Genomic DNA, 13,817 nt, shown 5'->3' on the forward strand with positions numbered 1-13,817 from the left:
TTGTAAGCTCCGATGCTTGCGCACCGGGCATCCGCTATCAAGCGCCCACACTTATCGGTTGTTTGTTTGTTAAAGAACTTGCCGCGGTTCGCTTTGCTTACCGCGTCGCTGCTTTGTTGTCAGCAGCAGAGAAACGAGATTATGAAGAAACTTAGTAATTAAATCAAGAGTTTTTTGCGAAATTTCTTTTTTTCAAAAACCTCGCTCACCTCGACTAATTACCTTCGCCGACCCAGGCAATCATTTTCCCTGCTTGATTCGCCGCAATATTTCCTGCTGCGGGGGACCGAATACTAAGGGTTCCACACCGAGCTTGCAAGTTTTTTCTGGAAAAAACCAAAAAGTGCCACCATGGCCACATCGAGGGTGCATCGAGGCCCGAAGCCGCCGGCACGCCTTCCTACGGCAGGCCCTCGTGACGGGCAACAGCGCAGGCATCCGGCAAGTTACGCAGGAGCGAAGCGGCATCCCCAGAGCGACGGCGTGTCCAGGTCCATGACTCGCTCAACACCCAGTGCGCCCGGCACTTCGTCGTAGAAATGCCGGGCGCCATGCCCATCCGACATCAGTCATGTGGCGGCGGGACGGGTGCACTCTGCGCTGCGCGCGTTCGCAGGCGTGGTGTCGCGAAGTCCAGGAAGGCACGCAACTTCAACGGCAGCGGCGCTTGTCCTTTATGCACAAGACTGACTGGCAATGGCGCCGACTCGAATTCCTCGAGCACGATGCAAAGTGTCTTATTACGTATGGCATCCGCAACCTGGTAGGACAGCACACGTACCAGTCCAACGCCGAGTATCGCGGCTGCAATAGCCGCCTCCGCGGTATTGACTGCAAGCCGCGAATGAATGGGCACGGATAACTCGGACTTGCCGAATCCAAAAACCCAGGCGCGCATGGACGCGAGAACCTCGAAGGTAATGCATTTATGCCCGGCGAGATCGCGCGGTCCGGCCGGCACGCCGTGAGTTGCCAGATATGCCGGACTTGCACATACGACCCGGCGGACGACTCCGACTCGCGTCGCCATGAGCGTGCTATCGGGCAATTTACCAATCCGGACCGCCACGTCGGCGTGCTCGTCCATCAGATGCACGACGCGATCCGTGAGCGCGAGGTTGATGTCGATCTCCGGATATTGCGCGAGAAATTCCGCAACGACCGGCACGACGTGCAAGCGCCCGAAAGTGACAGGAGCCGTGATGACGAGCTCGCCCCTGGGCGAGGAATGTTCACCGGTCGCAGCGCGCTCGGCCTCTCCGATTTGCTCGAGAATCCGCCTGCAGGCGGCCACGTATGAATCCCCGGCTTCCGTCAGCGAAAGCTTGCGCGTCGTGCGGTGAAGCAAACGGACTTTTAAATGTGCCCCCAGCTCCCCAATCTTGCGGCTGACTGTTGCCAGCGGCACGCCGAGGCGACGCGCGGCGGCGGACAAACTGCCCGAATCGGCGACCGCGATGAGCAGAGACATGGAGTCAAAAAGGTTCATCTGATTCTATCGATTCTATCAATTGATGGAAGGATGACTCTCAATTTTGCTGGATTCTCTTTTCAGATGCAAGGAGGTAACTTACGAACCTAGTATCTCGAGAATGAAAGGAGAGTGCCGTGAGCAACCCATCCAACCCACCCGACAGTCCGCACGCGCCTGCGATGGCGTCCCGTAGCAAGATCGTGATGATGGCAATCATCGCGGGCGCGGTGATCACCAACATCTATTGCACACAGCCGATCTTGCCGTTGATCGCGTCGGACCTGCACCTCGACGTGACAACGGTTGATCTCGTTGCCGGCGCTGCGTTGCTTGGCTTCGCAACGGGGCTGGCGCTTCTGTTGCCTCTGGGCGACCGCTTCGACCGTCGCAAGCTGGTACTCGGCCAGATCGCGCTCGCCTTCGGCTTTGCCGTGGTTGCAGCGCTCGCCCCCGGTGTCTGGGCGCTGATCGCAGCTTCCTTTGGTCTTGGCATTGTCAGCTGCGTGCCGCAACAGCTCGTGCCTTTCGCGGCCGTCATGTCGCCGCCAAGCGAGCGTGGGCGCTCGGTGGGGACGGTCGTCAGCGGGATCATGGTTGGCATCCTGCTTGGCCGCACGATCAGTGGCGTGGTCGGCGCGGCCTATGGCTGGCGCGCGGTCTATGGCGTGGAAGCGGCGTTCATGATCCCGGTCTGGATCGCCGCCGCATCGCTGCTGCCGCGGGGTCGGCCCACCACGAATCTGTCCTATGGACGCCTGCTCGCGTCGCTCTGGCCGCTGGCGCGGGACAATCGCCCGATCCGGGAATCGATGATCATCCAGGCGCTGTTGTGGGCTTGCTTCAATGCGTTTTGGGTGAATCTGGCCGCGCTCCTCGTAAGCGGTCCGTGGCACCTTGGTAGTGCCTGGGCGGGCGGCTTTGGCATCATTGGCGCGGCTGGCGCACTTGCCGCTTCACTCGGCGGTCGCGCCACTGACCGGTTGGGGTCGCGCAGCGTCATTGGGGCCAGTATCGGCATAGTGACGCTTGCGTACGTGCTTCTCGCCGGCGCCGATTCCTCGCTTGCCCTTCTGGTTATCGGTGTCATCGTGCTCGATATTGGCGTGCAGTCAGGCCTTGTGTCCAACCAGACGCGCGCCTTCGCCGTTGATCCGAAGGCGCAGGGCCGCATTAACAGCCTCTACATGACCGCTACCTTCTTCGGCGGCGCCCTCGGTACGGTGATCAGCGGCTGGCTCATGACTCGCTTCGGCTGGACGGGCATCGTCGCATTTGGAATCGTGCTTGGACTCATCGCTTCCGCAATACACTGGATCGGCGCCCGGGGCGGCCAGCGGAGCCCGAATACCGATGCGGCGATCAAAGCGGGCAACATCTCAGCGAGCGCAGATTGAATTGCCCCGGAGCCGGTCCGCGAGGATGCGTCGCGGACCATCCAAGACCTTATTCGAGACGGCGGGGGCCGGGCTCGCGGCCGCAAGCGCGGGCTATTTGCCGATCGCCAACGCTGCCTCAGGAGCGGCCGCCGGCTGGTGCGCCGGACCGGTGATCTCGGCGCTCGTCCTGATGAGGGTCTTGCGGAAAATCTCCACCAGGGGCCGCAGATTGACTTTGTGCCACGCCGCCCACAACGGCGTGCGGTAGGTGAACCACGACAGTTCGTGCAGGACCACCCCGTCCGGCGCCTGGTGGCGCAGGCTCTGCTGGATCATGGTCATGCCGAGGCCTGCTGCCACCAGTCCCAGTGCTGCCAGCGGCTCGGTGGCTTCCATGGTGATGGACGGCGTAAAGCCGGCCCTGGCGCAGGCGGCAATGAAGGTGTCGTGCCGCAGGGCACTCTCCCTGTGCATCACGCCAATCCACTTCTGCGCCGCGAGGTCGTCCGGCGTGAAGCGCTGCGCCGTTGCCAACGGATGTCCCTCGGGAATGGCAAGCAGCATCGGGTCGTTCAGCACCTGTGCGGACTCCAGGTCCGGGTCGTCCGGAGGCGGCGGCTCGCATACCAGGGCGATGTCCAGGCTGCGCTGGCGCAGTCCTTCGATCTGCGCCGCGGAGGGATGGTTGTAGAGCGCGATATGCACGTTCGGGCGCGTCTGCCGCAGTTCGCGCAAGGCATTGGGCAGCACGCCGGAATGCATGGCGTATTCGAGATACCCGATGCACAGCCCGCCCTCGTCCCCCTTCCCCAGGCGCCGGGCCAGTGACTCCAGCCGGTTGCCATGGGTGAGGAAGGCGCGCGTTTCGGCCAGGAATGTGCGCCCGTCCGTGGTCAGGCGGATGCGCTGCTGGGAGCGCTCGAACAGCGTCAACCCCAGCTTTTCCTCGAGTTGCGCGATCTGCCTGCTCAGCGGCGACTGCGAGATGTGCAGCCGCTCCGCCGCCCGTCCGACGTGTTCTTCCTCGGCGACGGCGACAAAATAGTGGAGTTGGCGAATGTCCAGCATCTCAGACCTCTAGAGACTTAACTTTTTCCTGATCATGTCCCGTCGAGGCTCAACTTGCAACGCCCGACCGTGCCGCGATCTGCGGATCTTCATCTCCGCATATTGCATGAAGCATGCCTTGCAATGATTTCCCCGCCGCGCCAGGAAAGGCGTGGCGGGGAGACGATCATTCGCCGCGCCGGAACAGCACGCGCGACGTGCCCGGCCCGGAGCCGACGCAGTACCGGCTTAGGCCGTCGATGGCCTTCAAGACGAAGCGCTGTCGCTGCTGCTGCCAAACGACGCTTCGAGCGCCTTCAGGCCGTCCCGGTAGATACCGCCGAACAGGGCGGACGCCTCCTCATCGCTCACACCAACCGGCGTGAACTGGCCGGACCATTCGACCTGCGCGCCCTGCTCGCCTGGGATTTCCAGCACGCGCAGCGTCGAGCGATAGCCGGTCACGGGGAACGGCGCCTCGAGGATCGAATAGGTGTAGCTGCGCGCCGCGTTGTCGAATACCTCGAGCCGCTCGACGATGGCATTGCCGTCGGGATTGGCCAGGCGACGCACGCGGCCGCCCTCGCTCAACTCGCTCCTGGGAATGTAGGGCAGCCAGTCCGGCAGCGAATCGAAGCCGCCGATCCGTTGCCATACCTGGTCTGCCGGGACCGCGAGCGTGATGCTTGCAAAAGCTTGTGCCATGTTGGCTCCTCAGGCGAGATCGATGGGAAGCGGCGCATTGGGCGCGACCAGGCCTTGCTCGCGCATTTCGCGCCAGAAGCCAGCGGGGATCGGCTCCGACAGCGCGGCCATGTCTTCGGCGATGCGCTCGGGACGGCTCGCCCCCGGGATTACCGCGGCGACGGCGGGATTGGCCAGTGCGAATTGCAGGGCGGCGGCCTTGATGCCGACCTGGTAGCGCCGGGCGATCGCCTTGATGCGCTCGACTTTGGCGACGATGTCGGCCGGCGCCTTCTGGTACTCGAAATGCGTGCCGCCGGCCAGGATGCCGGAGCTGTAGGGGCCGCCGACGACGATCTCGACCTTCTGCGCGGCGGCCGCCGCCATCAGGCGCTGCAGGGCGCGCTCGTGATCCAGCAGCGAGTAGCGCCCGGCGAGCAGGAAGCCATCAGGCTGCGCTTCGGCCAGGTCCAGCGTCAGCTCCAGCGGTTCGACGCGATTGACGCCCAGGCCCCAGGCCTTGATGACTCCTTCCTCGCGCAGCCGGGTCAGCACGCGGAAGGCACCCTTGCGGGCAGTCTCGAAGTAGGACAACCATTCGTCGCCATAGAAGTCCTGCGCGATATCGTGCACCCAGACGATATCGAGGCGATCGGTGCCCAGTCGTTTCAGGCTGTCGTCGATCGAGCGCAACGTGGCGTCGGCCGAATAGTCGTTGACCAGCTTGTTAGGACGCCCGGTGGCGAACAAACCACCTTTTTCGCCAAGATCGCGCGCGCTGGCGTCTTCGACTTCGTCCAGGATCAGGCGGCCAACCTTGGTGCTGATCACATAGTCATTGCGGTTGCGCTTGGCCAGGGCCTGGCCCAGGCGGATCTCGGACAGGCCGGCGCCGTAGAAAGGCGCGGTGTCGAAGTAGCGGATCCCGTGTTCCCAGGCGGCGTCCACGGTGGCGGCGGCTTCGGCTTCGGGGATATCGCGGAACATGTTGCCCAGCGGGGCGGTACCGAAACCGAGGACGCTGCCGGCGGGCAACTTGTCTTTGATGCTCATGACTGCTCTCCAGAAGTGAGTTGAGTGAAGGCAGTCTAGGATCGCAAGTTGAGCCTGTCCAAGACGGAATAGGGAGAACTTAAGTCTCCCAAGGTCTTAATATGAACGAGCGGGCTGGGCCGGACGCGCGTACATTGGCGTCGCATGGGCTGCATCGGCCACTCGGCATGCATCGGCGCGCTTCGTCGATGCCCGCGGCGGTGGGGCGATGCCAAGGCGGCTGGCGCGGGCCAGCCCATCCGAGGCCGGGTCCACGCCGACCATCGCGCCCATTTCCAGGTGCCGGCTATTGCGCATCACCTTGAACATCAGGTCGGTGCCGATATTGCCCGGCCCGATGATGGCGACTTTCAGTTTGCGGTTTTTGCTTGTTTTCCTTCTGGCGGCGATACATGGAAGCCTGCATGCCCGAGCCCTTCCATATCGACCGAGACGTACTGCCCCGGCCGGATCCATTCGGCCTGCGTGGCGCCGCCGGCCATTACCAGCCAGCCTGTCTGCAGGGGCTCGCCGGCGGCTGCGGCGACGCGCGCCGCGGCCACCAGCGAGCGCAGCGGATGGCCGAGAATCGCCGCCGTGGAGCCCACCTGCACCGCCCGGCCGTCGATCGACAGCACCAGGCCGAGGTTGCCGAAATCGCGGTGCGGATCGTGCCAGGCGCCGATCACGAAGCCGCTCGACGAGGCGTTGTCCGCGATGACCTCGGGCAAGGTGAACTTGAAATCCCGGTAGCGCGAATCGATGATCTCGAGCGCCGGCGCGATCGCCTCCACCGCGGCAAGCGCCTCGGCAGCGGTCGCGTCGCCGGCCAGGGGCTTCTTCAGCACGAACGCCAGCTCCGGCTCGACGCGCGGATGCACGTAGCGCGAGAAATCGACCGCCCCGCCCTCCTCCACCTGCATGCCGCTGGTCAGGCGGCCCCAGATCACGTCGGACAGCCCCATCTGGATCATCTTGGCGCGGCTGGTAAAGCCCATCTTCACGCCGACCCGCCGCTCGCCGCGCGCCTCGCGGCGACGCACCGCGGCCGACTGGATCGCGTAGGCGTCGGCGAGCGACAGCGTGCCATCGGCATCGAACTGCGCCACGGCGGTCGCGCCGGCGGCGGCGTCGTCCAGCATTGCAGCAAGATCCTGGATCGATGTCAGCGAGGTCATTGCGCGTTCTCCGGTTCGAATACGGCCTTCACGCTGCCCAGGCCGTTGATATGGGCATCGAACACGTCGCCGGGCTGCACCGGCACCATCGGGCCGAGCGCGCCGGACAGCACGAGATCGCCGGCGCGCAGCGGGCTGCCAAGCGCGGCCATCGTGCGCGCCAGCCAGACCACCGCGTTGAGCGGATTGCCAAGGCATGCGGCGCCCGCGCCGGTCGAAACCGGCTCGCCGCGCCGCATCAGCGCCATGCCGCACAGGCGCGCGTCGAATGCCTGCAAGGTCTTCGGCGTGGTGCCGAGCACGTAGGCTGCCGAGGATGCGTTGTCGGCCACCGTGTCCACGAACCGGATATTCCAGTTGTCGATGCGGCTGCCGACGATCTCCAGCGCCGGCAACGCGTACTCGATGGCGCCGAGCACGTCCACCAGGCCCGCGCGCTCGAGGTCAAGGTCGCGGCCCAGCACGAAGGCGACTTCCGCTTCGATCTTCGGCTGCTGCAGCGCCGACACCGGAACCGGCTCGCCATCGCCATAGCCCATGTCGTCGAACAGCGTGCCGAAGTCGGGCCGGTCCACGCCGAGCTGCGCCTGCACGGCGCGTGCCGTCAGGCCGATCTTACGACCGACGATGCGATGCCCGCCAGCCACGCGTGCCTCGGTGTTGATGCGCTGGATCGCATAGGCTGCCTCGGCGTCGATGCCCGGGTACTGCTCGCGCAGCGGAGCGATCCATTCGCCGGTGCGCGCGGCCTCGCGCAGCGCAAGCGCGGCGGCTTGTTGTTGCTGGGGTGTCATGGGTTCTCCCTGGCGGCGCGCGCAGCGTCGATCTCGTCCTTGGTGCGGTCGCCCACGCTCCACTGCGTGGCGGGCAACTGGCTGACCAGCACGCGGATGCTCTCCAGCGGCGCGCCGAGCGTGGCGTGCACGGTGCGCGCCACCTCCTGGATGCAGCGCTTGACGGTCGCTTCGTCGCGACCTTCGATAAGGGTGATCTGTACGATCGGCATGAAGGTTTTCGCTATGGAGTGGAATTCAGGCGGCGGGCGGCGCCACCGCGATATCGGTCTTGCCGGCGCGCTTGAGCGCGTCGGCCACGAAGCCGTTGCGCTTCATGGCTTCGACGAAGTCATGCAACCAGGCGGCACCGGCCTCGCGGCCGCGCGGCAGGCACAGCGCCTGGTCGATCGCCAGGAAGTCGTCGGCCATCACGCGCAGGTGCGGCCGCGTCGCCGCGTATTGCTCGATCACGCGGCGCACGCCGGCGGCGGCGTCGAGCGGCGCGGACTCGAACAGCGCGAAGGCCTCGGCGGCCGTGGGCCGGCGCTCGATCCGCGCCTGTTTCAAGGTCCGCGTCAGGTGCAGGTCGTAGGCGGCCCCCTTGCCGACGGCCACGCTGCGGCCCGGCGCATCGACGTCCTGCGGGCGCTGCAGCGGCGAAGCGGCGTGGACCATGTAGCAGGCAGCGATCTGCACATAGGCCGGCGAGAACGCCAGGCGGTCGGCGCGCACGGGGTCGACCGCCAGGAAGGCTACGTCCCAGGCGTCGTCGGCGAGGGCATCGGTGACCTTGCCCGCGGCATCGTAGGGCACGAGTTCGGTCTCGAGTCCGAGCTGCTCGCCCAGCGCATAGGCCATGGCGACCGAGATGCCCCCCGGCGCGCCGGTGGCCGGATCGCGCTGCGCGAGCGCGGCATTGCCGAAGTTGATCGCAGCACGTACGCGGCCGTGCGGCGCCAGGTCCCGGAGGACGGAAGCATCGATAGTCATCAGGTTCATTCCTGGTCTGGGGGTGGGCCGGTCAGGGCGGGTCGGGTCAGTCAAGGTGCACGCCGGCCGTCTTGATGACCGTGCCCCACTTCGCGCTCTCGCTCTTGATAAAGCGCGCCAGCACCTCGGGGGTGCCGCCGCCGAGCTCCACGCCCGAAGCCGCGAATTTTTCCTTGACCTCCGGCCGCTTGAGCGTGGCATTCATCGCGGCATTGAGCGCCTGCACTACGTTGGCGGGCGTGCCCGCCGGTGCGACGATGGCGAACCAGGCGATGGACTCGAAGCCCTTCACGGTCTCGGCGATCGCCGGGACGTTCTTGAGCGCCGGCACGCGGCCGGGCGTGGCCACGCCCAGCGCCCGCATCCGCTGGGCCTCGACGAACGGCAGCGTTGCCGGCGAATTGTCGAACATCACCTGCACGTTGCCGCCCATCAGATCCGTGGCCGCGGGCGAGCTGCCGCGGTACGGCACGTGCAGCAGGTCGATGCCGGCGCGGCTCTTGAGCAGTTCCATGGTGAGGTGGCTGGTCGTGCCGTTGCCCTGGGAGCCGTAGGAAAGCTTGCCCGGATGCGCCTTGGCGTAGGCGATCAGCTCCGGCAGCGTCTTGAAAGGCTGCCCGGTATTGGCCACCAGCATGATGGGCACGGTGGCGATCAGGCCCACGGGCGCGAAGTCCTTGGCGGGGTCATAGCCAAGCCGGCGGTAAAGATACTGATTGATGCTCAGCGGGCCGGCGGTGGTCACCAGCAGCGTGTAGCCGTCCGGCTTGGCATGCGCGACGATCTCCGCGCCGACGTTGCCGCCAGCGCCCGCGCGGTTGTCGACGATGACTGTTTGCTTGAGGGCGTCGCCCATGCCGACGGCCAGGGCGCGCGCGACGATGTCGGTGGTCCCGCCCGCCGGGAACGGCACGACGATGGTGACCGGCTTGTCGAAGCTCTGTGCGGCGGCGGCGCCGGCGGCAAGCATGGCGGTGCCGGCGAACAGCCCGGCGGCGAGACGCCGCCATGGCGAACGGCCCGGGCGGGTACTGGTGATGCGCAAAGGCATTTCTGTCTCCTGTCTGAATCTTGTCCTGCGGTCAGTCGTCAAAGCCGTACAGGCGCGCCGGATTGTCCACGAGCATGCGCCGCTGCTGGTCCGCGTCAGGCACCCAGAGCGGAATCAGGTCGACGAGGTCGGCATCGTTGGGCATCGCCCCCTTGTAGATGGGATGCGGCCAGTTGCTGCCCCAGATCACGCGGTCGGGATACGCGCGCACCACGGCATGGATCATCGGCAGCATGTCCAGGTGCGGATATGCCTGCGACGACGAGCGATACAGGCTGGCGAGCTTGACCCAGCAGCGGCCTCCCTCCAGCAGGCCCATGAGCGCAGCGAATCCCGCCGACTGCACGCCCTCGTCGCCAAGCACATGGCCGAGATGATCGACGACGAACGGGTTGGGCAATGCCATCAGGCGCGGCGCCAGGTCGCACAACTCCTTCGACTCGTGCAGATGCAGCACCAGATGCCAGCCGAGCGGATGGGTCTCCTGCGCCAACGCCTCCAGGTGTTCGAAACGGGCGCCGCCGCGCACGACGGTGGAGATCCGGCAGCCGCGCATGCCGCCGTCGTGCATTGCCTGCAGCGCGGCTCGCCCGAGTCCCGGCCGGATTACCGCAACGCCGCGTGCGCGTTTTCCCATGCGTGCGATGGCGTCCAGCGTGACACGGTTGTCCGTGCCGTGCGCGCCGCCGTGCACGATCACGCAGCGGTCGATGCCCAGCGTGGCGAGCAAGGCCTCGTATTGTTCGACAGTGCAATCCTCCGGCGTGTAGCTGCGCTCTTCGGAAAAAGGGTACTGCGCCTGCGGGCCGAACACGTGGGCGTGGCAGTCCACGGCGCCCCGGGGCATGCGGAACGCCGGCATGCGCAGGTTGCGGTCCGGCCCCTGGCAGGGCGGGGGGGCGGCGGTGAGGCCGGTGGGCATGGCTTGTCTCCAGTCTGGTGCTTCGCGGGACTTCTGCCCCTGCGCTGATGTGGATCATCGGCCAGTCAGCCCTATACGGTCTAATACTATTTTTTTCCGATACCATACCGATCCGGTATTGCCCTTCCTGATCTCCTCCCAACACGCGGACCTCCCATGGATCTCAAACAGATGCGTTACTTCCTCGCGGTCGCGGAGGAGCGCAATTTCACCCGCGCGGCTGCGCGCCTGCATATGGCCCAGCCACCGCTGACGCGCCACATCCACGCGCTCGAAGAGGAACTCGGCGCCGCGCTGTTCGTGCGCACGGCCAAGGGCGTGGAACTGACGGAAGCCGGCACGGCCCTGCTCGAGGAGGTGCCCAATGTGCTCAGCATGGCGCGGCGGGCAAGCGAAAAGGCGCAGCGCGCGGGACGGGGCCTGATCGGCCGGCTCGACGTCGGCATCTTCGGCTCGGGCCTGCTCAACGTGATTCCGGTGCTGCTGGCGCGCTTTCACAAGGCACGGCCGGAGGTACGGATCGGCCTGCACAACATGGGCAAGGCCGAACAGATCGAAGCGCTGCGCGAGCGCCGCATCACGGTGGGGTTCAATCGGCTGGTACCGAACGAGCCGGACCTGATGGTCGAGACCGTGCTGCGCGAAACCATGCTGGTGGCGCTGCCGGAACACCACCGCCTGGGCAAGAAGCCGGTGCTGACGCTGAAGGATCTCGACAGCGAGCCGATGATCCTCTATCCCAATGCACCGCTGCCGGGACTGGCCCAGGAGGTCATGTCAGCGTTTCGCAGCGAGGGCGTGCGACTGGTGATCGAGCAGGAGGTGGAGGACGTGGTCACCGCCGTCGCCCTGGTTGCCGGGGGCTTCGGGCTTTGCGTGACGACCGAGTCGGCATCGAACCTGCGGCTGCCGGGCGTGGTCTATAAGCCGCTCAGGTCGCGTGTACTGAAGGACATCGAACTGAGCTGCCTGTACCGCCGCGACGATCAATCGCAAATTCTCCAGGCATTCCTCAACGTTGCGCGACAGGGCGCGCAGCTACCGCTGAGGCGGCGCTGACGCAGGCCTGACGCGCCAGGCATCGTGCCCCGCCCTGCCCCGGCGGCCGTCGTCGTGTTGTTGCATTTCAGCTGAAAAAAGAAAAATTCAATACGGAGCGGCGCCTCAGCGACTAGAACTGCATAGACAGCGCGCCGGCATGTCGGCGACGGGCCTTGCCCTGCGGCACCGGCGTGACGAGGGAGGAAAAACACGATGGCTTCCATCACGATCAACGGCATCGCGATCGACACGTCGGCACCCAGGGAGACCCTGGCGGCGTTCTCCCTGGCCAACGAGAACGCCAGCACGACCGACTACATCGTCGTGGTGCCCCATGCCCCGATGAATGCCGCACAGAAGCAGCAACTGGCGCGCGCCGGCGCCGAGGTCCTGGAAGCGGTGCCGGGCGGCGGGCTGGTTTGCTACTTCCCGAAGACCAGCCTCGCCAGGGTGCGGGCACTGCCGTTCGTCGACTGGGCCGACCTGTATCCCAACGTGGTCAAGCTCTCGCCGTCGCTGCGCCGGGTGGCGCCGCAGCCCGGCGGCGTTGCCGTGGCGGCGGCCGCGCTGGCGCCGCCGGCCGAGCTCGATAGTTCGCGCGTCACGGTCGACGTGGTGCTGCACCGGAACGCCAGGGTGGCCGAAGCGCACAAGCTGGTTGCCGCCGCCGCGCACCTGGACGTATCCGCGGTGACCGTGGCCGGGCACAAGCTGCGCGTGACGCTCAAGCGCCGGCGCCTGCCGGAGGTCGCGGCGCTGGACCCGGTGCGCCACGTCGAGGAAGTATTCCCGCGCCGGCTGGCCAACAATATCGCGCGCACCATCCTGCGCGCCCCGGCCGCGGCCGACCCCGCTGCGCTGCGCGGCGATGGCGAAGTGGTGGCGGTGGCCGATACCGGCTTCGACAAAGGCTCCACGACCAATGTGCACCCTGCCTTCAAGGGCCGCGTCAAGGCGCTGTACGCGCTGGGCCGGCCCGGGCGCAAGGACGATCCCGACGGGCACGGCACGCACGTGGCAGGCTCCGTGCTTGGCGACGGCGTGTCCAGCACGGACGGCGCCATCTGCGGCGCGGCCCCCGGCGCCAGGCTGGTGCTCCAGTCGGTGCTGGACAGCCAGTCAGGCCTGGGTGGCCTGCCCGGCGACCTGAACGATCTGTTCCTGCCGCCCTACAAGACCCACAAGGCGCGCGTGCACACGAACTCGTGGTGCAGCCAGGGCAACTTCGGCAAGTACGATCCGCAGGCGCATGAAGTCGATGAATTCGTCTACAAGAACCGCGACATGCTGATCTGCTTCGCCGCCGGCAATGCGGGCACGGACAGCGACGCCAACGGCCAGGTCAACCCGTCTTCGGTCCCGCCGCCCGGGACCGCCAAGAACTGCCTGACCATCGGTGCCAGCGAGAACGACCGCCCGGCCATGAAGATGACCTACGGCGCCGGCTGGCCGGCCGATTTCCCGACCAATCCCATCAAGTCGGACCGGCTCGCCAACAACCCGGAAGGCATGGTCGCGTTCAGCAGCCGCGGCCCGACCATGGACCTTCGCTTCAAGCCGGACGTGGTGGCGCCCGGCACGTACATCTTGTCCACCCGCTCGCGCGCGACCAGGTCCGAAGGCTGGGGCCTGTCGGGCGATCCGCTCTACATGTTCGACGGCGGCACCAGCATGGCCACCCCGCTGGTGGCCGGATGCGCAGCCGTCGTGCGGCAGTTCCTGCGCACCCGTCACCGCTTGCGCAAGCCCAGCGCGGCGCTGGTCAAGGCGCTGATCATCAACGGCGCACGCCCGCTTGCCGGGCAATACTCGCCTTCCGAGGCCGGGGCCGTGCCGAACAACAACCAGGGCTTCGGCAGGGTCGACCTGCAGGCGGTGACCGGCCCCTACGCGGACCACGAGACGCTGCAGTTCTTTGACGAAGCCACCCGGCTCGACACCGGCGAGCGCGAGGACTACGAGGTGACCATCGCCGCCAGCGCGCGCAGGCTCAAGGTCACGCTGGTATGGACCGATCCGCCCGGCGAAGGGCTGCAGAGCGACCTCGACCTGGTGGTCGTGGCGGGCGGGCGCGAGTGGCACGGCAACATGGCCCTGGGCGCCACGGATTTCGACCGCGTCAACAATGTGGAGCAAGTGGAATGGAATCAGATCCCGGCCGGCAGCGTCACCGTATCGGTGGTGGCCCACGCCATTGCGCTGGCGAAGCAGAACTACGCGCTGGTGATCCGCGTGGGCGGCTAGCA

13 protein-coding genes and 1 pseudogene are annotated in these 13,817 nt (G+C 66.3%); 3 read left to right on the forward strand and 11 right to left on the reverse strand.

The window, feature by feature from the left end; translation table 11 throughout:
* Positions 1-565: 565 nt before the first annotated feature.
* Positions 566-1,489, reverse strand: coding sequence for a LysR family transcriptional regulator (locus tag AB4Z48_RS28485; RefSeq protein ID WP_441620185.1), 924 nt, complete (start codon positions 1,487-1,489; stop codon positions 566-568).
* Between the two features lie 164 nt (positions 1,490-1,653).
* Here AB4Z48_RS28485 and AB4Z48_RS28490 point away from each other — a divergent pair, with 164 nt between their 5' ends.
* Entirely contained in the window at positions 1,654-2,868 is a 1,215-nt protein-coding gene (locus AB4Z48_RS28490) for an MFS transporter (protein WP_441620340.1), read from the forward strand.
* Between the two features lie 93 nt (positions 2,869-2,961).
* On the opposite strand, the gene AB4Z48_RS28495 is transcribed toward AB4Z48_RS28490, so the two are convergent.
* The 10 genes and pseudogenes from AB4Z48_RS28495 to AB4Z48_RS28540 form a co-directional block, all read right to left on the reverse strand.
* Entirely contained in the window at positions 2,962-3,918 is a 957-nt protein-coding gene (locus AB4Z48_RS28495) for a LysR substrate-binding domain-containing protein (RefSeq protein ID WP_441620187.1), read from the reverse strand.
* Between the two features lie 246 nt (positions 3,919-4,164).
* The gene (locus tag AB4Z48_RS28500) at positions 4,165-4,602 is read right to left on the reverse strand and encodes an SRPBCC family protein (protein ID WP_441620189.1); all 438 of its coding nucleotides are present in this window, start codon (positions 4,600-4,602) and stop codon (positions 4,165-4,167) included.
* Positions 4,603-4,611: 9 nt separating this feature from the next.
* Positions 4,612-5,634, reverse strand: coding sequence for an aldo/keto reductase (locus AB4Z48_RS28505; RefSeq protein ID WP_441620191.1), 1,023 nt, complete (start codon positions 5,632-5,634; stop codon positions 4,612-4,614).
* Positions 5,635-5,838: 204 nt separating this feature from the next.
* Positions 5,839-5,943, reverse strand: a pseudogene (locus tag AB4Z48_RS28510) (acetaldehyde dehydrogenase (acetylating)); the annotation flags it as partial.
* A gap of 41 nt (positions 5,944-5,984) precedes the next feature.
* On the reverse strand, positions 5,985-6,791 hold the full coding sequence (locus tag AB4Z48_RS28515) for a 2-keto-4-pentenoate hydratase (RefSeq protein WP_441620193.1): 807 nt from the start codon (positions 6,789-6,791) through the stop codon (positions 5,985-5,987).
* Positions 6,788-7,585, reverse strand: a complete 798-nt coding sequence (gene mhpD / locus AB4Z48_RS28520; RefSeq protein WP_441620195.1) for a 2-keto-4-pentenoate hydratase — start codon at positions 7,583-7,585, stop codon at positions 6,788-6,790. Before mhpD ends, AB4Z48_RS28515 begins: the two co-directional genes overlap by 4 nt.
* Positions 7,582-7,797, reverse strand: coding sequence for a tautomerase family protein (locus tag AB4Z48_RS28525; RefSeq protein WP_441620197.1), 216 nt, complete (start codon positions 7,795-7,797; stop codon positions 7,582-7,584). Before AB4Z48_RS28525 ends, mhpD begins: the two co-directional genes overlap by 4 nt.
* Before the next feature lie 25 nt (positions 7,798-7,822).
* A complete protein-coding gene (locus tag AB4Z48_RS28530; protein WP_441620199.1) occupies positions 7,823-8,557 on the reverse strand; it encodes a transporter substrate-binding domain-containing protein in 735 nt (244 codons plus the stop codon).
* 46 nt (positions 8,558-8,603) lie between these two features.
* The gene (locus tag AB4Z48_RS28535) at positions 8,604-9,608 is read right to left on the reverse strand and encodes a Bug family tripartite tricarboxylate transporter substrate binding protein (RefSeq protein ID WP_441620201.1); all 1,005 of its coding nucleotides are present in this window, start codon (positions 9,606-9,608) and stop codon (positions 8,604-8,606) included.
* 31 nt (positions 9,609-9,639) lie between these two features.
* Positions 9,640-10,530 carry an amidohydrolase family protein gene (locus AB4Z48_RS28540; RefSeq protein ID WP_441620202.1) on the reverse strand — a complete coding sequence of 297 codons (891 nt, stop codon included), beginning with the start codon at positions 10,528-10,530 and terminating at the stop codon, positions 9,640-9,642.
* 156 nt (positions 10,531-10,686) lie between these two features.
* On the opposite strand from AB4Z48_RS28540, the gene AB4Z48_RS28545 reads away from it, so the two are divergent.
* Positions 10,687-11,589 carry a LysR substrate-binding domain-containing protein gene (locus AB4Z48_RS28545; RefSeq protein WP_441620204.1) on the forward strand — a complete coding sequence of 301 codons (903 nt, stop codon included), beginning with the start codon at positions 10,687-10,689 and terminating at the stop codon, positions 11,587-11,589.
* A 195-nt stretch (positions 11,590-11,784) separates the two neighbouring features.
* Entirely contained in the window at positions 11,785-13,815 is a 2,031-nt protein-coding gene (locus AB4Z48_RS28550; RefSeq protein WP_441620206.1) for a S8 family serine peptidase, read from the forward strand.
* The last annotated feature ends 2 nt before the right edge of the window (positions 13,816-13,817 follow it).

Source organism: Cupriavidus sp. 2TAF22, from assembly GCF_052115045.1.
Taxonomy (GTDB): domain Bacteria; phylum Pseudomonadota; class Gammaproteobacteria; order Burkholderiales; family Burkholderiaceae; genus Cupriavidus.

Excerpts from the sequence above, each read along its gene's own strand:
- AB4Z48_RS28485 (WP_441620185.1), bottom strand. The coding sequence starts at position 1,489 with ATGAACCTTTTTGACTCCATGTCTCTGCTCATCGCGGTCGCCGATTCG.
- AB4Z48_RS28495 (WP_441620187.1), bottom strand. The coding sequence starts at position 3,918 with ATGCTGGACATTCGCCAACTCCACTATTTTGTCGCCGTCGCCGAGGAA.
- mhpD (WP_441620195.1), bottom strand. The coding sequence starts at position 7,585 with ATGACACCCCAGCAACAACAAGCCGCCGCGCTTGCGCTGCGCGAGGCC.
- AB4Z48_RS28525 (WP_441620197.1), bottom strand. The coding sequence starts at position 7,797 with ATGCCGATCGTACAGATCACCCTTATCGAAGGTCGCGACGAAGCGACC.
- AB4Z48_RS28540 (WP_441620202.1), bottom strand. The coding sequence starts at position 10,530 with ATGCCCACCGGCCTCACCGCCGCCCCCCCGCCCTGCCAGGGGCCGGAC.
- AB4Z48_RS28530 (WP_441620199.1), bottom strand. The coding sequence starts at position 8,557 with ATGACTATCGATGCTTCCGTCCTCCGGGACCTGGCGCCGCACGGCCGC.
- AB4Z48_RS28500 (WP_441620189.1), bottom strand. The coding sequence starts at position 4,602 with ATGGCACAAGCTTTTGCAAGCATCACGCTCGCGGTCCCGGCAGACCAG.
- AB4Z48_RS28550 (WP_441620206.1), top strand. The coding sequence starts at position 11,785 with ATGGCTTCCATCACGATCAACGGCATCGCGATCGACACGTCGGCACCC.
- AB4Z48_RS28505 (WP_441620191.1), bottom strand. The coding sequence starts at position 5,634 with ATGAGCATCAAAGACAAGTTGCCCGCCGGCAGCGTCCTCGGTTTCGGT.
- AB4Z48_RS28490 (WP_441620340.1), top strand. The coding sequence starts at position 1,654 with ATGGCGTCCCGTAGCAAGATCGTGATGATGGCAATCATCGCGGGCGCG.
- AB4Z48_RS28535 (WP_441620201.1), bottom strand. The coding sequence starts at position 9,608 with ATGCCTTTGCGCATCACCAGTACCCGCCCGGGCCGTTCGCCATGGCGG.
- AB4Z48_RS28545 (WP_441620204.1), top strand. The coding sequence starts at position 10,687 with ATGGATCTCAAACAGATGCGTTACTTCCTCGCGGTCGCGGAGGAGCGC.
- AB4Z48_RS28515 (WP_441620193.1), bottom strand. The coding sequence starts at position 6,791 with ATGACCTCGCTGACATCGATCCAGGATCTTGCTGCAATGCTGGACGAC.